General features: G+C 74.6%; 17 protein-coding genes. 12 read left to right on the top strand and 5 right to left on the bottom strand.

Going from position 1 to position 19,264, the window contains the following annotated elements; all coding sequences use genetic code 11:
- The first annotated feature begins 63 nt into the window (after nucleotides 1–63).
- Together ACFRMQ_RS15205 and ACFRMQ_RS15200 are read left to right on the top strand one after the other, a co-directional pair.
- On the top strand, nucleotides 64–1,353 hold the full coding sequence (locus tag ACFRMQ_RS15205; protein WP_380730911.1) for a sensor histidine kinase: 1,290 nt from the start codon (nucleotides 64–66) through the stop codon (nucleotides 1,351–1,353).
- The gene (locus ACFRMQ_RS15200; protein WP_380730910.1) at nucleotides 1,350–2,057 is read left to right on the top strand and encodes a response regulator; all 708 of its coding nucleotides are present in this window, start codon (nucleotides 1,350–1,352) and stop codon (nucleotides 2,055–2,057) included. Before ACFRMQ_RS15205 ends, ACFRMQ_RS15200 begins: the two co-directional genes overlap by 4 nt.
- Nucleotides 2,058–2,248: 191 nt before the next feature.
- Here the strand turns inward: ACFRMQ_RS15200 and ACFRMQ_RS15195 are convergent, their stop codons facing one another.
- From ACFRMQ_RS15195 to modA, 3 genes are all read right to left on the bottom strand, one after another.
- Complete coding sequence (locus tag ACFRMQ_RS15195; protein WP_380730909.1) at nucleotides 2,249–3,343, bottom strand: ABC transporter ATP-binding protein; 1,095 nt, start codon at nucleotides 3,341–3,343, stop codon at nucleotides 2,249–2,251.
- 85 nt (nucleotides 3,344–3,428) lie between these two features.
- On the bottom strand, nucleotides 3,429–4,328 hold the full coding sequence (locus ACFRMQ_RS15190; protein ID WP_380730908.1) for an ABC transporter permease: 900 nt from the start codon (nucleotides 4,326–4,328) through the stop codon (nucleotides 3,429–3,431).
- Nucleotides 4,325–5,185, bottom strand: coding sequence for a molybdate ABC transporter substrate-binding protein (gene modA, locus ACFRMQ_RS15185; RefSeq protein WP_380730907.1), 861 nt, complete (start codon nucleotides 5,183–5,185; stop codon nucleotides 4,325–4,327). Before modA ends, ACFRMQ_RS15190 begins: the two co-directional genes overlap by 4 nt.
- A gap of 564 nt (nucleotides 5,186–5,749) precedes the next feature.
- On the opposite strand from modA, the gene ACFRMQ_RS15180 reads away from it, so the two are divergent.
- The 5 genes from ACFRMQ_RS15180 (at nucleotide 5,750) to ACFRMQ_RS15160 (ending at nucleotide 11,390) form a co-directional block, all read left to right on the top strand.
- Complete coding sequence (locus ACFRMQ_RS15180) at nucleotides 5,750–6,598, top strand: MHYT domain-containing protein (protein ID WP_380730906.1); 849 nt, start codon at nucleotides 5,750–5,752, stop codon at nucleotides 6,596–6,598.
- A gap of 185 nt (nucleotides 6,599–6,783) precedes the next feature.
- On the top strand, nucleotides 6,784–9,831 hold the full coding sequence (locus tag ACFRMQ_RS15175) for a nitrate- and nitrite sensing domain-containing protein (RefSeq protein WP_380730905.1): 3,048 nt from the start codon (nucleotides 6,784–6,786) through the stop codon (nucleotides 9,829–9,831).
- Entirely contained in the window at nucleotides 9,828–10,238 is a 411-nt protein-coding gene (locus ACFRMQ_RS15170) for a roadblock/LC7 domain-containing protein (protein ID WP_380730904.1), read from the top strand. The genes ACFRMQ_RS15175 and ACFRMQ_RS15170 overlap by 4 nt, the downstream gene beginning before the upstream one ends.
- Nucleotides 10,239–10,381: 143 nt before the next feature.
- Complete coding sequence (locus ACFRMQ_RS15165) at nucleotides 10,382–10,711, top strand: DUF742 domain-containing protein (RefSeq protein WP_380730919.1); 330 nt, start codon at nucleotides 10,382–10,384, stop codon at nucleotides 10,709–10,711.
- A gap of 106 nt (nucleotides 10,712–10,817) precedes the next feature.
- Nucleotides 10,818–11,390: an ATP/GTP-binding protein gene (locus ACFRMQ_RS15160; protein WP_380730918.1), complete on the top strand. Its 573-nt coding sequence runs from the start codon at nucleotides 10,818–10,820 to the stop codon at nucleotides 11,388–11,390.
- A 171-nt stretch (nucleotides 11,391–11,561) separates the two neighbouring features.
- Here ACFRMQ_RS15160 and ACFRMQ_RS15155 read toward each other — a convergent pair whose 3' ends face one another.
- On the bottom strand, nucleotides 11,562–11,933 hold the full coding sequence (locus tag ACFRMQ_RS15155; protein ID WP_380730903.1) for a hypothetical protein: 372 nt from the start codon (nucleotides 11,931–11,933) through the stop codon (nucleotides 11,562–11,564).
- A 336-nt stretch (nucleotides 11,934–12,269) separates the two neighbouring features.
- On the opposite strand from ACFRMQ_RS15155, the gene ACFRMQ_RS15150 reads away from it, so the two are divergent.
- Complete coding sequence (locus ACFRMQ_RS15150; RefSeq protein WP_380730902.1) at nucleotides 12,270–12,818, top strand: RNA polymerase sigma factor; 549 nt, start codon at nucleotides 12,270–12,272, stop codon at nucleotides 12,816–12,818.
- A gap of 45 nt (nucleotides 12,819–12,863) precedes the next feature.
- The gene (locus tag ACFRMQ_RS15145; protein WP_380730901.1) at nucleotides 12,864–13,931 is read left to right on the top strand and encodes a hypothetical protein; all 1,068 of its coding nucleotides are present in this window, start codon (nucleotides 12,864–12,866) and stop codon (nucleotides 13,929–13,931) included.
- Nucleotides 13,932–14,109: 178 nt separating this feature from the next.
- Here ACFRMQ_RS15145 and ACFRMQ_RS15140 read toward each other — a convergent pair whose 3' ends face one another.
- Nucleotides 14,110–15,534 (bottom strand): cation:dicarboxylate symporter family transporter, encoded by a 1,425-nt coding sequence (locus ACFRMQ_RS15140; RefSeq protein WP_380730900.1) that lies wholly within the window; start codon nucleotides 15,532–15,534, stop codon nucleotides 14,110–14,112.
- A gap of 208 nt (nucleotides 15,535–15,742) precedes the next feature.
- Here ACFRMQ_RS15140 and ACFRMQ_RS15135 point away from each other — a divergent pair, with 208 nt between their 5' ends.
- The 3 genes from ACFRMQ_RS15135 to ACFRMQ_RS15125 form a co-directional block, all read left to right on the top strand.
- Nucleotides 15,743–17,665 carry an ATP-binding protein gene (locus ACFRMQ_RS15135; RefSeq protein WP_380730899.1) on the top strand — a complete coding sequence of 641 codons (1,923 nt, stop codon included), beginning with the start codon at nucleotides 15,743–15,745 and terminating at the stop codon, nucleotides 17,663–17,665.
- The gene (locus ACFRMQ_RS15130; protein WP_380730898.1) at nucleotides 17,662–18,390 is read left to right on the top strand and encodes a response regulator; all 729 of its coding nucleotides are present in this window, start codon (nucleotides 17,662–17,664) and stop codon (nucleotides 18,388–18,390) included. Before ACFRMQ_RS15135 ends, ACFRMQ_RS15130 begins: the two co-directional genes overlap by 4 nt.
- A 242-nt stretch (nucleotides 18,391–18,632) precedes the next feature.
- Nucleotides 18,633–19,264 (top strand): aminotransferase class III-fold pyridoxal phosphate-dependent enzyme (locus tag ACFRMQ_RS15125; protein ID WP_380730897.1); only part of this gene is annotated, 632 nt, incomplete at its 3' end.

Here is a 19,264-nt window from a genome sequence, read left to right as displayed (position 1 = left end):
GCGGGGCCGGGGGGCCTGATGCCGGGGAGCCGGATGCCGGGGAGTCCGACGGTGGGGAGAGCGGTGTCGAGGTTCGTCGCGCCGCTGGTGGCCGGGGTCACGTACGCGCGGCTGCTGCACCTGCTGGTCGGGTGGATCTTCGCGGGCGTCGTGCTGATGATCTACCCGGGAACGTACCGCAAGGGCCTCGGCGAGATCCTGATGGCGGCCGTCCCGGTCGACTGCGTGCTGCTCGCCGCGGTGGCCCTCATCCCGGCGGCACGGCGGGCCGAAGGGGTGCAGGCACGGCTGCTGCTGGTGCCCGACCGTGAGGAGGACATCGCCACCGAGCCCTCCCGGACCTGGGCCGACCGGCGCCGCACGGCGGGCTGGTTGATCGGCCGGGTCGTGCTCGGTTCGGCGGCCGGGTTCGTGCTGTCCTTCGGATCCGCGGCCTGCTACGAACGGCTGACCGGTCCGGACGCGCTCTGGTACCTCCCGCTCTCCCCGCTGCCGGTGCTCGGCTTCGGCTGGTTCCTGGTCCTCGTCGGCCGCCTCCAACTGGCCATGGCCGTACGACTGCTGGGGCCATCGCCGGTGGAGCGGCTGGCCGAGGCGGAGCTGCGGGCCGAACGGCTGCTGGAACGCAACCGGCTGGCCAGGGAACTGCACGACTCGATCGGACACGCGCTGACCGTGACGGTCCTTCAGGCCGGCGCCGCGCGCGAGGTCGGGGACCCGGCCTTCGTCGCCAAGGCGCTCGAAGTCATCGAGGAGACCGGCCGCTTGGCCATGGAGGACCTCGAACGCACCCTCGTCCTGCTGCGCGAGACGCCGCCGGGATCGGGCGGCGCGGCCACCGAGCAGCCCGGCATCGACCAGCTGCCCGCGCTCCTCGACACCGCCAGGGCGGCCGGAAGTCCGGTGGAGGCGCGGATCGAGGTACCACCCGGCGCACTGCCCGGCGTGCTCTCCCGGGAGTCGTACCGGATCGTCCAGGAAGGCGTCACCAACGCGCTCAAGTACGCGCCCGGCGAGCCGATCGACATCCGGATCGCCGTACGGGACGGGCGGTTGGAGCTGCGCTGCGCCAACCGGCTGTCCGGCGGCGGGCGTTCGGCGGCCGGTGCGGGGCGTCCGTCCGTGACCGGGGCTCCCAGGGGCGGAACCCGCAAGGGCGGCAAGGGGCTGCGCGGCATCCGCGAGCGCGCGACGCTGCTCGGCGGCGAGGCGGAGGCAGGGGCGGTCGGGACGACGGTGGGGGCGTCGGGGGCGCCGGGGGTGCCGGCGGCACTGGGGGCGCTGGGGGCGTTCCAGGGCGGCGGAGGGGAGTGGGTGCTGAGCGTCCGGCTGCCCCTACGCTTGGGCTCGTGACGAACGATCTGGATGCGGCGGGCCGGGGCGGGGCAGCCGCCGGAGTGACGGACATCCTGCTCGCCGACGACGAGGAACTGGTCCGGGCCGGCCTGCGGGCCGTCCTGGAGGCGCAGGGGGACCTGCGGGTGGTCGGTGAGGCGGCCGACGGCGCGGAGGCCGTCGCCCTCGCCCGGGCGCTGCGCCCGCACGTGGTGCTGATGGACGTCCGGATGCCGGTGCTGGACGGCCTGGCGGCCACCCGCGAACTGCTGCGCCCCGGCGCGCCGGGGGAGCGGCCGCCGCGCGTCCTGGTCGTCACCACCTTCGAGAACGACGACTACGTCTACCAGGCGCTGCGCGCGGGTGCCGACGGCTTCCTGCTCAAGCGTGCCCGCCCGGCCGAGATCGCGCACGCGGTCCGGCTGGCGGCGGCGGGTGAGTCACTGCTGTTCCCGGCGGCGATCCGTCGACTGGCGGCCGGGCAGGGCAACCCGACCGCCCGCGCGGCCATGGAACGGGCGGCGCTGACCGAGCGCGAGGCGCAGGTGCTGCGGCTGGTCGCGCGGGGCCTGAGCAACGGGGAGATCGCCGAGCAACTGTTCCTCGGCGTGCAGACGGTGAAGACGCATGTCAGCAGCGTGCTGGCGAAGCTGGGCGCGCGGGACCGCACCCAGGCGGTGATCGCGGCGTACGAGTCGGGGTTCGTCGAGCCGTCGGAATGAGGGCGTCGCGGTGACCGTGCCGACATGACCGTGCCGAAGTGACCGCGCCGAAGTTTCCGCGCCGTAGTGATCGTGCCGGGGTGGCCTCGGCGTGGCGGAACCGGCGGGTGGCACCACCTTGTGCCGCGGGTGGGCGGCGCCGCTGACGGGGTGGTCCGTCAGCGGGGCGGTCCGTCAGGTGGGGCGGTCCGTCAGGCGGGGTAGGCGTGGGTCTGGGCGGCCTTGACCGACGCCCAGACGGCGGCGCCGGGTGCCAACTCCAGCTCCGCCACGGCGGCCGGGGTCAGGTCGGCGGCCATTGGCAGGTCGCCGACGAGTTCGGCGCGGACCTGGTCGCCGTGCAGGTCCAGCCCGGTGACCTCGGCCTTCCACAGGTTGCGCGCGCTGGTTTGCGGACGCTCCCGGTACAGCGTCACGGCGGAGGGCGGGAAGGCGACGAAGGCCGGACCGTCCAGGTCCTCGGCGGTGGCCAGGACGGTGCCGTCCGGGAGCGTGACCCGGCCGCCCTCGGCCCGGCCCTGGTACAGGTTCAGCCCGACCAGCCGGGCGATGTAGTCGGTGCGCGGGCGCCGCGCCACCTCGGCCGGGCTGCCGGACTGCACCTCCCGCCCGTCCTCGATCACGACCAGTCGGTCGGCCAGCACCATGGCGTCCAGTGGGTCGTGCGTGACCAGCACCGCCACCGCCTCGAACTCGGCGAGATGGCGCCGTAGTTGCGCCCGGACATCGAGCCGGGTGCGGGCGTCCAGGGCGGCCAGCGGCTCGTCCAGCAGGAGCAGCCGGGGGCGTACGGCGAGGGCGCGGGCGAGCGCGACCCGCTGGGCCTGGCCGCCGGAGAGCCGGCCGGGGCGGGCCGAGGCGTGGTCGGCGAGGCCCATCCGCTCCAGCCAGCCGGCCGCCTCGGCCCGCGCCTCGCGCTTGGGGCGGCCCTGGCAGCGCGGGCCGAAGGCGACGTTGTCGAGCGCGCTGAGGTGCGGGAACAGCAGGTAGTCCTGGAACACCACGCCGACCGGTCGCTGCTCGGCGGGAGTGTGCACGCGCCGCGCCGGGTCCTCCAGGAGCCGTCCGTCCAGGCGCAGATGGCCGCCGGTGAGCGGGAGCAGGCCTGCGAGGGCGCGCAGGGCGGTGGACTTGCCGGCGCCGTTGGGGCCGAGCAGCGCGACCACCTCGCCGGGGGCGGCGGTGAGGGCGAGGTCGAGGGCGAACGCGGCGCGTTCGACCCGCAGCCGGGCGTCCAGGGCGGGGCCGGAAAGGCCCTCGGTGGTCATCACGCTCGTCACGCTCATCACGGTAGGCGGGGTTCGCGGGGCCGCCGGGGCGGCGTCCCGGCGTACGAGGGGAGGCCCGAGGGCGCGCCGGGCGCGGGTGGGGTCACGGCGTCGACAGCCAGCGGTCGCGCAGTCCGACCAGGACGGCGACGGAGACCGCCAGCAGCACCAGCGACAGCGCGATCGCCGCCTGCGGGTCCGACTCCATGGCCAGGTAGACGGCCAGCGGCATCGTCTGGGTGCGGCCGGGGAAGTTGCCCGCGAAGGTGATCGTCGCGCCGAACTCGCCGAGCGCCCGGGCCCAGGCCAGGACGGCCCCGGCGGCGACCCCCGGGGCGATCAGTGGCAGGGTGACCCGCCGGAATGCGGTCAGCCGGGAGGCCCCCAGGGTCGCGGCGGCCTCCTCGTAGCGGGGATCGGCGGCCCGCAGCGCGCCCTCGACGCTGATCACCAGGAACGGCATCGCGACGAACGCCTCGGCGATCACGACCCCGGTGGTGGTGAACGGCAGCGTGATGCCGAACGCCGAGTCCAGCCAGGAGCCGACGATGCCACGCCGCCCGAGGACCAGCAGCAGGGCCACACCACCGACCACCGGCGGCAGCACCAGCGGCAGGGTGACCAGCGCCCGGATCAGCCGTCGGCCCGGCAACTCGGTGCGGGCGAGCAGCCAGGCCAGCGGGACGCCGAGGACCAGCGACACCGCGGTGGCGGCGGTGGCGCTGATCAGCGACAGGCGCAGCGCGTCCCAGACTGCGGTGCCGGTGAGCTGCTCGGACAGGCCGCTCCAGGGCGCCCGGACCAGCAGACCGGCCAGCGGCAGGATCAGGAACGCCAGTCCGAGCAGCGCCGGGAGCAGCAGGGTGACCGGGACGCGGTGCGCGCGCGGGCGACGGCGCGGCGGGGCCGTCGCGGGTCCTGCCGCGCCGTCGGCGGTTCGGTCCGGGCCCGGGTGGTCCGGGCCCGGGTGGTTCGTCCCGGCGCCGGTGGTGCGGTCGCTCACGGGGCCTGGAAGCCCGCGGTGGTCAGCACCTGCTTGGCCTCGGGCGACTGGACGTAGGCGAGGAAGGCGGCGGCGCCGTCCTTGTTCGGGGCCTTGGCGAGGGCGGCGATCGGGTAGTCGTTCACGGCCTTGTCGGCCTCGGGGAAGTCCACGCCGTCGATCTTCGCAGCATCGGCCCGCACATCGGTCTTGTACACCAGGGAGGCGTCGACCTCGCCCAGTTCGACCTTGGTCAGCGCGCCCTTGACGTCCTGCTCCAGGGTGACCGGCGTCAGGTCGAGGCCGGCGGCCTTGAGTGCCGTCTGGGCGGCGGCGCCGCACGGCACCTCCTTCGCGCACAGGGCGACCTTCACGCCGGAGGCGGTCAGGTCCTTGAGGCCCGCGATGTGCTTGGGATTGCCCTTGGGGACGGCGATGCTGAGCGTGTTCCTGACGAAGGTCGTCGGCTGCCCGCTGACGCCGCCCGCGTCCGTCACGGTCTTCATGGTGGCCGGGCTGGCGGCGGCGAACACGTCCGCCGGGGCACCGGAGTTGATGCTCGTGGCGAGGCTGGAGCTGCCGCCGAAGTTGAAGGTGACCTTGGTGCCGGGGTTGGCGGCCTCGAACTTCCTGCCGAGGTCGGTGAAGGTCTCCTTGAGCGAGGCGGCGGCGAAGACGGTGAGGGTGCCGGAGGCTTTCGGGACGCTGCCGGTGCCGGTGCCGGCAGCGGCGGACGCGTTCGGGGAAGCGCTGGAGGAGGCCGCGGAACCGGAGGACGTACCGCCGTCGCTGCCGCAGGCGGTGGCCCCGAGGCTGAGGGCGAGGACCGCGACCGTGGCGACGGCGAGCCTGCGGGTGGTGATGGTTCGGGTGCTCATCGGTGCTTCCCCTCCAGGGTGCGCGCCGGGACGGGCGCGAGGGAACGGTCGCAGGTGCGGCCATTAAGGCGATCATAGTGTCGCAGATGCGAGCGATGAACCCCTTGTGGCTTCGCAGAGGCGGGGGTGGAGGCGGAGGCGGGTGCGGGGTGCCGCACTGCCTCGGGACGGCCCGGACGGGTCTGACCGGGGGTGGGTGCGCATGGGCCGGTCGCGGGTGGCCGGCGGGGTTCCGCGGACGGATGTCAGATGACAGCTGACGGATTTCAGCTGACAGATTTCAGATTCTGTCATCTGTTCGTTGTTCGTTGCCTGGTGTTCGCGGTCCGTCGCCCGTCGTCGGCCGGGTACAGGACCGGGTCATTCGAGCACACTGCCCGCGGCTCGCGGGCGGCTTTTCAGATCTTCGCCTGACCGATTCCGGCCCCTCGATAGCGTCCCACGCACCCCAGGCCGGAAGCGCACATGCGGTTGGCATATGCCATTCGTGCGCGGTGCGCCCGGCCGGGGAGCCCGGGCGCACCGCGTACCGCCCCCGGGCCCGACCGGTCGACCGGAGGTCCCATGGGCACCCTCAACCATCTCAGCCTCGGCTGGCTGACTCCCGCCCTCTCGTACCTGATGGCCTGTGCCGGCGCCGCCCTCGGGCTGCGCTGCGCCCTGCGCGGCCTGACCGCGAGCGGCCCGGTCCGGCGGAACTGGCTGATCACCGCCGCCGCCGCGATCGGCTCCGGCATCTGGACCATGCACTTCGTCGCCATGTTCGGCTTCACCGTCGACGGCACCGAACTGCGCTACAACGTGCCGCTGACCGTTCTCAGCCTCGTGGTCGCGGTGCTGGTCACCGGTCTCGGCCTGACCGTCGTCTGCTACGGGCGGCACCGCGGCCTCTCCCTGCTCTCCGGTGGCGTCACCACCGGCCTCGGTGTCGCGGCGATGCACTACCTGGGCATGGCCGCCGTACGGATGCACGGCGCCCTGCACTACGACGCCGGGACGGTCGCGCTGTCCGTCCTGGTCGCGGTCGGTGCCGCCACCGCCGCGCTCTGGGCCGCCGTCACCATCCGCAACGTGTACGCGGCCGCGGCCGCCGCGCTGGCCATGGGGCTCGCCGTCAGCTGCATGCACTACACCGGCATGGTCGCCGTCCGTGTCCGGCTGGACCCCACCCGGAGCGCTCTCGGCGGGGCCAGTCCGATGGAGTTCGTCTTCCCGCTGGCCGTCGGCCTCGGCTCCTTCCTCTTCCTCGCCTCGGCCTTCGTGGCGCTCTCGCCGACCGACCGGGAGCGGGCCGGCTACCGGGAGGCGGGGCGGCTTTCCACCGAGGCGCCCTCCGGCGCGGCCGCGCACCCCGTCGCCGAGCGGCCCGAGCCCGCACCGGTCCGGGCCGGACGCCACGACCGCGCCGCCTGAGACGCTCGCCCGTCCCTGCCCGTCCCTGCCCGTCCTTGCCCGTCCTTGCCCGTCCTTGCCCGTCCGGGCCGTCCCCGCCTCATCCCGGCCCCGCCGCGTGCCGTACCCGCTTCGTCCTGTACCCGCCTTCCCGGGCGCCCTGCCCGCGCCCGCCTGCCAGCCCCTGCCCGAAAGGCTCCTCACCCATGCGAGAAGACCGCGGTACCGCCCCCGGTGCCCGTCGGGGTGCCCATGCGGGGCCGCCCGCCCGGTCGCCGCGCCCCGGCCCGTGGCTGCGCGGACTGCGCCCCCGGACCGTCCGCGCCCGGATCATCGCACTGCTGATGGTCCCGGTCGTCTCCGTCATCGCCCTGTGGGGGTTCGCCACCGTCACCACCGCCCAGGGCGTCTGGAACCTGCTGCGGCAGCGGGACGCCCAGCGAACGGTGCTCACCCCGGTCGCCGAGACGGTCGCCGGGCTGCAAGCCGAACGCACCGCCGCAGGCCAACTGCTGACCGCCTCGGCTGCCGCTCCTACGGCCACCCCCACGGCCACCCCCACCGCCGCCCGCGAGAGCGCCCTGCGCGAGGCCGCCGCGGCCACCGACCGGGCACTCACCCCGCTGTTCCCCGACGCCCGCCACCCCGACCGTGGCTACAACCGGGCCGACGCCCAGGGCCTGGGCGGTGACGCGGCCGCCCGACTGGACGCCCTCGGCGGCTCGCTCGCCGCGCTGCCCGTGCTGCGTGACCGGGTCCTGGCCGGAAGTGTCGGCTGGCCCGAGGTGTACGCCGCGTACGGCGAGGCGGTGGACCGGGCCCTCGCCGCGGCGGGTGCGGTGACCCCGTCCCTGGACCGCCAAGTGGCCACCGACGCGGGGGCCTTGGTGGAACTGGCCCGGTCCCGGGAGCTCCTCGCCCGGGAGGACGCGCTGCTGCGCGCCGCCCAGGTGTCCGGCGGGCTCGGTGACGACCAACTGCGGGAGTTCTCCGGTGTGGTCTTCGCCCGGCGTGAGTTCGAGCGGGACGCCGTCGCGGCCCTGCGTCCCGCCGACCGGGAGGCCCTGCTCGCCGTCACCGGAGGCCAGGACCACCGTGAGCTGGCCGGGTACGAGGACAAGGTCCGGGCGGCGGTGGACGGTCGGGCAGCCGTCGCCGGAGTGCCGGCGGGCCGCTGGGCGATGGTCGCCGGAAACGTCGCCGGCGGACTGCGGTCCGTCGAGGACCAGGCCGGACGGCTCGCCGCCGAGCGCCAGGACCCGTACGCGCTGGGCCTGTTCACGCCGGCCGGGATGGCCGTGCTGCTCGGTCTGGTCGGCGTGCTGGCCTCGCTGGTGATCTCGGTGCAGATCGGGCGCGGGCTGGTCACCGAGCTGATCGGCCTGCGCAATTCGGCACTTGAGCTGGCCGGGCGCAAACTTCCGGAGGCCATGCGGAAGTTGCGTGCGGGAGAGGAGGTTGACGTCGAGGCCGAGGTATCCCGGCCGGTGGAGCGGGGAGACGAGATCGGCCAGGTTCACCGGGCGTTGGGCACGGTCCAGCGGGCGGCGGTCACGGCGGCGGTGGAACGGGCCGAGGTGCTCTCCGGGGTCTCCGGGGTCTTCGTCAACCTCGCGCGTCGCAGCCAGGTCCTGGTGCACCGCCAACTCACCCTGCTGGACGCGATGGAGCGTCGCACCGAAGACCCATCCGAGCTGGCGGACCTGTTCCGGCTGGACCACCTCACGACCCGGATGCGCCGCCACGCCGAGGGGCTGATCATCCTCTCCGGGGCCGCCCCGGGCCGGGGTTGGCGCCGACCGGTCCCGCTGGTGGACGTCGTGCGCGCGGCCGTGTCGGAGGTCGAGGAGTACGCCCGGGTCGAGGTGCACCCGCTGCCCCGCACCGCCGTGGCCGGGCACGCCGTCGCGGACCTCACCCACCTGGTGGCCGAACTGGTGGAGAACGCCACCGGCTTCTCCCCGCCACACACCCGGGTGCACATCCGGGGCGAACAGGTCGGCAACGGCTTCGCGTTGGAGATCGAGGACCGCGGTCTGGGCATGGGTCCGGAGATGCTGGACTCGGCCAACCGGCGGATCGCCGCCGCCGAGCAGAGCGGCCTCTTCGACAGCGACCGGCTCGGCCTGTTCGTGGTCAGCCGACTCGCCCGGCGGCAGGCCGTCCGGGTCTCGCTGGTGACCTCCGCGTACGGCGGCACCACCGCGGTGGTCCTGCTGCCCACCGCGCTGCTGGCCGACGGTACGACGGAGGCTGGGCCGGAGGACGCGCGGCACGAGCCCGGGGACGTGCGGCACGATCGGGGGGACGTGCGGCACGGCTTCGAGCCCGTGTCGTCCGGAGCGGCAGCGGATCCCGCGAGGCCGGTGGTCGGGGCCGCGCAGGCGGGGTTCGCACGGTCGGAGTTCGCGCAGGCGGGGTTCGTGGAGCCGGAGCAACGGGGCGGGCCGGAAGGTGAGTTCACCTCGGGGAGCGGCCGCCCGGAGCGGCCGGCCGAAGGTCCGGCCGGAGGAGCGCGGCACGGGGAGTCTTCGCAGGGCGGGGCGGACCCCGGGTTTCCGGCGGCGGGTGGGCCGCCGCCGGAGGGCGGGGCGTTGCTGCCGTTCGGTGTCCGGGGCGGAGCCCCTGGGCAGCCGCGCCGCACCCCTTTCCGGGCCTCCACCGCCCGGACTGCCGGTCCGGCCGCGGACGGGGGCGAGGGTGTGGACGGGGGCGCGGGTGCGGTCATCCCTGCGCGGTCCGGGCCGCCGTGGCCGTACGGTGCGGAGGCGTACCGCACGGACCCCGTCCCGGAGTCCGCACCCGCACCCGCACCCGGCCCGGGGCCGGCCGGCGGCCGAGCGGACGGTCACCACCCGGCCGGCCACCGCGTGGGCGACCACCGAGAGGGCCGTGGCCGACCGCAGGACCACCGTATCGACCAGGGCCCGGAAGAGCTGCCGCGCCGGACCCGTCAGGCGAGCCTGGTGCCGCAGCTGCGCGAGGCCCCGGTCCGGCAGGCCGCGCACAACCGACGTACAGCCGCCGCCTCCGCCGCCGCCTCCGCCGGTTTCGGCGACGGTCCCGGCGACGGATCCGGTGCCGCCGACCGCAGTCCGGAGGCGGCGCGCGCGGCGATGTCAGCATTCCAGAACGGCTGGGCGCGAGGCCTGAACCCGGAGGGCCGACGGGACGGGCAGCCCATCGGCCCTCCGCAGGCGCCACAGGCGCGCCGGCACCAACCGTCGTCCCGACCCGAAGGAGAGCGTCCGTGATCGCCACCACCCACCGCGCGGGGGAGCTGAACTGGCTCCTCGACGAGCTGGTCCAGCGCGCCCCCGAGCTCCGCTTCGCCGTGATGCTCTCCGCCGACGGCCTGGCCATGGGCACCTCGGCCGGCCTGCCGCGCGAGGACGGAGAGCACCTGGCGGCCGTCGCTTCCGGTTTCCACAGCCTGGCCAAGGGGGCCGGCCGGCACTTCGGTGCGGGCGAAGTCCGCCAGACCATGGTCGAGTTGGAGGGCGGCTACCTGCTCGTCGCGGCGGCGGGGGAGGGTACCTGTCTCGCCGTGTTCGCCACCGCCAGGGCCGATCTCGGGCTGATCGCCTACGAGATGGCCAGACTGGTCCGCCGGGTCGGGGAGCACCTGAGCACACCTCCGCGGGCGGTGGGCGGCCGGTGAGTCCCGCGCCCCGTCCGTACCGGGAACGACATCCGGAGCGCCCGAGGGACGAACCCGGAGAGTACCCCCGCAACCCGCTCGCCGCCGCGCACCGGGCCCACTGGTACGACGACGAGGCCGGACCGTTGGTCCGTCCGTACGCGATGACCCGGGGGCGCACCGGGGGCGGGGAGCAGCAGTTCGACCTGATCGCCGTGGTGGTCACCGAACAGCCCGACCCGGCGTTCGCCCCGGACGTGCCCGAGCCGCCGGTCGGCCCGGAACAGGCTCGCATCCTCGCGCTCTGCCGGAGCGCCCCGCTGTCCGTGGCCGAGCTGGCCGCCGACCTCGACCTGCCGGTGGGCGTCGTGCGGGTGCTGCTCGGTGACCTGCTGGCGGCCGGACTGATCCGGGTCCGCCGCCCCGTCCCGCCCGCCCTGCTCCCCGACGAGCGCATCCTCCAGGAGGTCATCCGTGGACTCCGCGCACTCTGACCACCCGTCCGATCCGTCCGATCCGTACGGCGGGGCCGAATCGTTCGGCGGGGCCGATCCGTACGGCGGCCCGGATCCGTTCGACGCCGAGGATCCGGATGCCACCGTGCTCGCGCTCAAGATCCTGGTGGCGGGCGGCTTCGGGGTCGGGAAGACGACGCTGGTGGGCGCGGTCAGTGAGATTCGCCCGCTGCGGACCGAGGAGAGGCTGTCCGCGGCCGGGCGCGAGGTGGACGACCTGGACGGTGTCGAGCGCAAGACGACCACCACGGTGGCGATGGACTTCGGCCGGATCACCATCCGCGAGGGCCTGGCGGTGTACCTGTTCGGCACCCCGGGGCAGGACCGGTTCTGGTTTCTCTGGGACGAGTTGGCGCAGGGGGCGCTCGGTGCGGTGGTGCTCGCCGACACCCGCCGGCTGACCGACTGCTTCCCGGCCGTCGACTTCTTCGAGCATCGCGGCATCCCGTTCGTGGTCGCGGTGAATCGTTTCGCCGGGACGCGGGAGTTCGGTCCGGAGGAGATCGCCCGCGCGCTGGACCTGGACACCGGTACGCCTGTGCTGCTGTGCGATGCGCGCCTTCGCGCCTCGGGCAAGGAGGTGTTGATCAACTTGGTCGAGCACGCGGGCCGGGTGCGCGCCGCCCGGCTGCTCGCGGAGGCCTCGCCGGTGGGCTGAAGCGGCTGAGGCGGCGGCGGGAGGGACGAGGGCGGCGTGCGGGTGACCGCTGACGGCCGACAACTGACAGATGACAGCTGACAGATTTCGAAATCTGTCAGCTGTCATCTGTCAGTCACCGGCCGTCCCCCGTCACCGGGCCGCCGTGCCTGCCGGAGCCCGGCCGAGGGCTCAGCTGTGCCACTGGAACACGACCCTCGTCCAGGTGGACCCGGGACAGTTGCCCCAGACCGCCCAGGCGTTCGGCCGCGCGCCGATCCACAGGCCGGTGGTGTGCGAGCCGTCCGCGCAGTAGGTGATGGTGCGCAGTCGGCCGGAGTGGACGTTGCAGTATCCCTCCCAGCGCCAGCCGTAGTTGGCGGTGATGACGCAGTGGTAGGCCTCGGACGCGACGGTGTTCGAGGCCGCGGCGGCCCCGGGTGTGATGCTCTGGTGGGGGGTCGTCGCCGCGGCGGCCGGCTGGGCGGTGGTCCCGAATGCGCCGAGGGCGGCCGTGGCCGCCAATCCGCAGGTGGCGATCTTCCTGGCGATGCGACCTCGCATGGTGGTTCTCCTTGCCGAGGGGTTCTCGTCGGGCCGTCCCGGCCGCCGAAGCGGGTGCCCGTCCGGAGGTGAACTCCCGCACCCCGTAAGGCCGGTGACATGTTGCACACGAATGACTGCGCAGAGTGAGACGACGAACTATGATGTGACCTGTGTCACAAGTAGTTCAGTCGGGTCGGGCCCTGATGGTCGGGCCGGGCCGGGCCGGACGTTCGGGTGCCGATTCCCGGGGAGGCCGGCATGGTGGATTGTGGTGGTGGTCGGAATGAGGGCGGCGGACCGGAAGAGGACTTCGCTTCGGGCGGGAGCGGCAGTCAATCGGCCGAATTCAACCGGGTGTTCACGGATCTCCTGCCCAGACTCCACCAGGCCGCGGCCTCCCTGGCCGGCAGTCCGCTCGGCGCCGGGGACGTCGTGCACGACGCCTACCTCCGGATCGCCCGCCGCCCGGAGCGCTTCCTCGGGCATCCGCAACCGTACGCCTACGTGTTCACCACGATGGTGAACATCCTGCGCGACCAGTGGCGCCGGGAGCGGCGCCGGGTGCCGATGCCGGAGGTGCCGGAGTCGGGCGAGGCGGCCGAACGGGACCGGGGGCTGTCCGACCCCCGGGCCGGCGGGATGGTCGAGCTGCAGGCGCACTGGGAGGTGCTCCGACTGCTCGGCCACCTGACCGACAAGCAGGCCCGCGCGGTGGTGCTGGTGGACCTCGACGGCTACAGCGTCGACGAGGCCGCCGAACTGCTCGGACTGCACCGCAGCACCCTGGCCGTCACCCGCCGGCGCGCCCACGGCCGGCTGCGCACCGTCCTCGAACGGGAGCGCGAAGGGGAGCGCGTGCGGAGCCGGGACCGGCGCGATCACCGACCCGACGCACCGAGCTGATGGCAAGTCAGCTGATGTGCCGCCCCGGCCCGTACCCTGCGAACCGTGATCACGTACGAGGACGGCCGGCTGCGGGCCCTGGCCGAGGACGGCCGCTGGACCGAGCTGCTTGCCGCCTACCGGCAGGGCCGGGCGGCCGCCGCGGTGGAGGCGGGGGAGGAGGCCGCGGCGGCCCTGACCGCGCCGCTCGGTCACCTGATCGCCTACGCGGCGCCGCCCGAGCTGGCCGTCCGGCTGTTCGACCGGGACGGCGGCGCGGGGTCGGCCGCCGGGGTGGCCGACCATGACGCCGGCCCGCTCTGGGAGGTGCTGGCCACCCGGCACTCGTGGCTGCGGCTCTCCCCGCTGCTCGGTCCGGCCCCGGTGCGGCGTCTGGTCGCGCACACCCGGGTGCTGCTCGGGGAGGACCTCCGCCACGGGGCCGAACCCGACCCGGAGGGCGTGCCGCTGCGCCTGGAGCCGTGGGAGGCGGCGGGCTGGGAGGAAGCGGTCCGGGTGCGTGAGTACCTGCCGGCCGGGGGCGCGCGCAGTGCGCTGCTGACCCTGCCGGCCAGCCGGGAGGGCCTGGGCGAGGTCGAACTGCCGCCCCCGGTGGAGCGTGCGGAAGGACGGCCGGACGGTCCGCGGGCCGCCCGGGCGCTGGCCGGGCTCGGCGCGCTCGCACCGTGGGCGGGAACGGTCTGCGTCCGCGGCCAGGCCCCGGCGGCGGCGGCCCTGCTGGCCCGCGACCGACGGGTGGTCGGCGGGTACCTGCCGTTCGCGCTCGCCTATCCGGCGCTGGTGCGGGCCGCCGCCGTGGGGCGGGCTCAGGGCTGTGCGCACGGTCGGTTGGGGCTGTGGCGGGCGCTGTCCGCGATGGTGGCCATGGCCGGGGCGGCCGGCCCGGGCTCGGTGGCCGGGGTGGGCGGGCCGGACGCGGTGGACGGGGTGGACGCGGTGGACCGGGTGGACCGGGTGGACGGGGCGGACCGGAGCGAGGTGAACGCGCTGGTCGCCAGGATGCGCTGCTTCACCTGGCAGGAGCCGTCGGCCGGGCTGCACCACCTGCACCTCGCGCTGGAGGACCCGGTCCGCGGGGTGGCCTGGGCGGTGAGCGGCTCGCAGGAGCTGTAGCGCTGACCCGGATCGGATGGAAGCCCGGCAGCGCGCGATCCCCGGCGGCGCACGATCCCCGGAAGCCGCGCCCCGCGACATCCCCTGCCCCGGAAACACGAGACCCCCCGGTCTGTCCCCTTCCCGAACGCGGGATGGGGACGTGGACCGAGGGGTCGCGCGGAGTGCGCCGCCGGGATCAGACCGAGGTGGTGGCGCCGCCCTGGGCGGCGACGGTCCCGAGGGCGCGACCCGAGGCGCCGTCCACAGCGTCCAGGGAGTCGGCGGCGTCGGCGGGCGCACCGTGGGCGTCGACCAGCGTCAGCTCGTCGAACGGCACCTCGCCCGCCAGCACCCGGCGGGCGCGCTCGGCGTCGAGCTCGCCGGTCCAGTGCCCGACCAGCACGGTCGCGACGGCGTTGCCCGCGAAGTTGGTGAGCGCCCGGGCCTCGGACATGAAGCGGTCGATGCCGACGATCAGGCCCACCCCGTCCACCAGCGCCGGCTTGTGCGACTGGAGCCCGCCCGCGAGGGTGGCGAGACCGGCGCCGGTGACGCCGGCCGCGCCCTTGCTCGCGATCACCATGAAGACCAGCAGCGAGAGCTGCTCGCCGAGCGACATGGGCTTGTCCATCGCCTCGGAGATGAAGATCGAGGACATGGTCAGGTAGATGGCGGTGCCGTCGAGGTTGAAGCTGTAGCCGGTCGGCACGGTGATGCCGACGACCGGGCGGCTGACGCCCAGGTGCTCCATCTTGGCGATCAGCCGAGGCAGCGCGCTCTCGGAGGAGGAGGTGGAGAGGATCAGCAGGAACTCGCGGCCGAGGTACTTCAGCAGCGCGAACACGTTGACCCCGGCGACCAGGCGCAGCAGCGTGCCCAGCACCACGATGACGAACAGCGCGCAGGTCACGTAGAAGCCGACCATGATGACGGCCAGGCTCTTCAGCGCGGCGGTGCCGGTGGCGCCGACCACGGCGGCCATCGCCCCGAAGGCGCCGATCGGCGCGACCCACATGATCATCGACATGACCCGGAACACCAGCCGCTGCACGTGCTCGATGCCGCGCAGCACCGGCGCGCCGGCCGGGCCCATCGCCTGGAGGGCGAAGCCGGTGAGCAGGGCGACCAGCAGGGTCTGGAGCACCTTGCCCTGGGTGAGGGCGGAGAACATGGTCTCGGGGATCATTCCGAGCAGGAAGTCGGTGGTCGACTGGGCGCCGCCGGCGGCCGCCTGGGCGTGGCCGGACTTGGCGAGCGCGGCGGTCAGGTGCAGGCCGCCGCCGGGTTCCAGCAGGTTGCCGACGATCATGCCGATGGCCAGTGCGACGGTCGACATGGTGAGGAAGTAGCCGAGGGCGAGACCGCCGACCTTGCCGACCTTCGCGGCCTTGGTCACGGAGCCGATGCCCAGGACGATGGTGCAGAAGATCACCGGGCTGATCATCATCTTGATCAGGTTGACGAAGCCGGTGCCGACCGGCTTCAGCTCCACGGCGAACCCGGGGGCGGCCAGACCGACCACCACACCCGCGACCACGGCGGCGATCACCGCGAGGTAGAGGTAGTGGGTGCGGTCCTTGCGTCTGGGTCCCGCCGCCGTGGCGGCTCCAGCAATCGACATCTGCGGCTCCCTCGCCGTGCAGTCCTGGCGGCCCCGGGGGGAGGGCCGCTCCGACTATGGGCCTCCGGGTGACGGAGGTCACGTTTGCGTTCATAGAGTTCACGGGCGGTGCGGGAGCGGTGGATCGGAGGGTCTACGAACGGTATCGGCCGTTCCCGGCTGGGGCGGGCCATAGGCGGCTCCGGGGCCGTGGTGCACACTGGCAGGCATGCCCGAGCGCACCGTCCCCACCGCCCCGCGCCGCCGCTCGTACCGGCCGACCGTCCGAACCCCGCGGCGGCTGCGCCGGCGCCTGGTCCGATGCCTGCCGCGGCGGCTGGTGCGCAGCCTGGCCGGACAGCTGTTCGTGGTCCAGGTGGTGATCGTCGCCGCCGTGGTCGCCGGCGGCGCGGTGCTCGCGTACCTCTTCACCGCCGACCGCGCCGAGGACGCCGCCCGTCGCCAGGTGGCCGCGGTGGCGCATGCCGTCGCGGACTCGCCGTCCGTCCGGGCCGCGGTCGCCGGAGCGGATCCGACCCCGGTGCTCCAGCCCTATGCCGAGCGGGTGCGCGCGGACACCGGGGTCTCCTTCATCACCGTCATGGACACCGACGGCGTGCGCTGGACCCACCCGCTGCCCGAGCAGATCGGCCGGACCTACCTCGGCCACATCGACCGGGCGCTCGCCGGGCAGACCCGTACCGAGACGTACACCGGCACGCTCGGCCCGTCGGTGCGGGTGGTCACGCCGGTGTGGGACGACCGGCACCAGGTGGTCGCGCTGGTCAGCGTGGGCCTCACAGTGGAGTCGATCTCCGCGCGGCTGAGCGGTCCGCTGCTGGCACTGGTCGGGGTGGCGGTGGCCGCGCTCGCGGTCGGCGCCGTCGGCACCTACCTCGCCAACTCGCGTCTGCGGCGGCACACCCACGGGATGGGGCCGGACGAGCTGAGCCACCTCTACGAGTACCACCAGGCCACCTTGCACTCGGTGCGCGAGGGGCTGGTGCTGCTGGACCGCTCGGACCGGGTGGTGCTGTGCAACGACGCCGCCCGTGAACTGCTCTGCCTTTCAGGCGACTTGGACGGGAAGCCGATGGCGGATCTGGGCCTGCCGGAAGCGCTGGTCGCGGCGGTGCTGGGGACGGGGCCGGTTCGGGACGAGGTGCACCTGACGGCCGAGCGGGTCGTGGTGCTGAACACCTCGACGATCGGTGCCGGGGTGGGGCTCGGCCGGGTGGTCACCCTCCGGGACCACACCGAACTCCAGGCGCTCAGTGGCGAGTTGGACTCGGTGCGCGGATTCACCGACGCGCTCGGTGCGCAGGCGCACGAGGCCGCCAACCGCTTGCACACGGTGGTCTCGCTGATCGAACTCGGCCGCCACGAGCAGGCGGTGGAGTTCGCCACGGCCGAGCTCGAACTCGCCCAGCGGCTCACCGACCGGGTGGTCGCGGCGGTGACCGAGCCGGTGCTCGCCGCGCTGCTGCTCGGCAAGGCGGCCCAGGCCGCCGAGCGGGGCGTGGAGTTGACCCTCACCGAGGACAGCAGGATCGACGACGGGGTGCTGCCGCCCGGGCTCGGTGCGCGGGACCTGATCACGCTGCTCGGCAATCTGATCGACAACGCCGTGGACGCGGCCATCGCCGGTGCGGCGGGGAGCCCCGTCCCGCCGGAGGTCACCGTCACGGCCCGGATCGCCGACGCCCGGGACCGCGACGGCGACGCCCGGGACCGTGCCGCCGACGCCCGGGGCCGTGCCGCCGACGGCGCGGGGGTGGCCGGGGACTGCCTGCTGCTGAGGGTGGCCGACACCGGGGCGGGGATCGACCCGAGCGCGGTCGAGGACGTGTTCCGGCGCGGCTGGAGCACCAAGCAGGACGGCCGTGGGCACGGGCTCGGGCTGGCGCTGGTCGCTCAGACCGCCCGGCGCAACGGCGGCACCGTCGAGGTCGGACGGGACCGCGGCGCGGTGCTCACCGTGCGGCTGCCGCTGGCGGGACGGCCCGGGCTGCCGGAGGGCGGGCCGGAGGAGCCGTACGGCGGGCCCGGGAAGCCCGACGGCGGTGCCGGGAAGCCCGACGGCGGGGTGCGGGAGCCGGGCGACCGGTCGGGAGGGCCGTCCGGCCGGGACCGGGAAGGGGCCCTGCTGTGAGCCTCGCCGACGACATCCGTGCCGCCGCGGGGATCTCCGTCCTGGTGGTCGAGGACGACCCGGTGGCCGCCGCCGCGCACACCCTGTACGTCCGTCGGGAGCCCGGCTTCCATGCCGCGGGGACGGTCCACAGCTGCGCCGACGCGCTGCGCTTCCTCGACCGGGCCCGCGCCGCCGGGGCGCCCGTCGACCTCACCCTGCTCGACCTCTACCTGCCGGACGGCCACGGCCTCCAGCTCTGCCGCACACTGCGCGCGGCCGGCCACAGCACCGACGTCATCGCGGTGACGTCGGCCCGGGACTTGGGGATGGTCCGGCAGGCGGTCTCCGCGGGTGTGGTGCAGTACCTGCTGAAACCGTTCAGCGCGGCCGCCCTGCACGACCGCCTGGAGCGCTACGCCCGCTACCGGGACAGCCTCGGGCGCACCGGGGAGGCGACCGGGCAGGAGGAGGTCGACCAGGCGTTCGCCCTGCTCCGCGCGCCGGAGCGCACCACGCTGCCCAAGGGGCTGAGCGCGCCCACCCTGGACAGCGTCGCGTCCGTTCTGCGCGAGGCGGCCGCCGGCCTGTCGGCGGCGGCCGCGGGCGCCGCCGCCGGGGTTTCACGGATCACCGCGCGTCGCTACCTGGAGCACCTGGTGGACACCGGGTGCGCGGTGCGGGAGCCGCGGTACGGGAGCGTCGGGCGGCCTGAGCTCTGCTACCGGTGGAGGAACAGGGGCTGAAGCCTCCGCGCGGTGCCCACCGGGCGGCCTTCCCGGGGTGTGCCCGGCGCTGGTGCCTCTTCGCGTGGCGCCGGGGGCGTGGTCGCTTCGGGCGCCACCAGGGGCGTGACCTCTTCGCGCGACGCTCGTTGGGAGAGCCGGGGGAGGTTCACTCGCTCGGGTGGTTTCAGGGGCCCCGGCGGCATCTCGCCAGGTCAAGGGCAGTAAAGTTAGGCTTACCTAACTTCCCTTGGGGGTTCCTCGTGTCGCTCGCCGCCGTACCCGTCCAGGCCGCCTCCGGAGCCCTGGACGCCGGTGAAGCCATCCTGCGCCGACAGCGCGTCCGCGAGTCCGCCGCCAGAACCTACGCCCGCTCCTTCCCGATCGTCCCGGTCCGCGCCCACGGCATGACCGTCGAGGGCGCCGACGGGCGGCGCTACCTGGACTGCCTCTCCGGCGCCGGCACGCTCGCCCTCGGCCACAACCACCCGGTCGTGCTGGAGGCTATCCGCCGCACCCTCGACAGCGGCGCCCCACTGCACCTGCTCGACCTCGCCACCGCCGAGAAGGACGACTTCACCAGCGCCCTGTTCGAGAGCCTGCCCACGGAGTTCGCCGCCCGCGCCCGGGTGCACTTCTGCGGCCCGGCCGGGACCGACGCCGTCGAGGCCGCGCTCAAGCTGATGCAGACCGCCACCGGCCGCTCCGGGGCGCTCGCCTTCACCGGCGCCTACCACGGCATGACCGCCGGCGCCCTCGCGCTCACCGGCAGCGTCGCCGTCAAGGAACCGCTGCCGAGCGGCGGCGAGGTCGCCCGGCTGCCGTACCCGTACGGGTACCGCTGCCCGTTCGGGGTCGGCGGCGAGGCCGGCGCCGACCTCGCCGCGACCTACGC

It is taken from the genome of Kitasatospora sp. NPDC056783 (assembly GCF_042789895.1).
Taxonomy (GTDB): Bacteria; Actinomycetota; Actinomycetes; order Streptomycetales; family Streptomycetaceae; genus Kitasatospora.
This window is presented reverse-complemented; position numbering and strand designations above follow the sequence as displayed.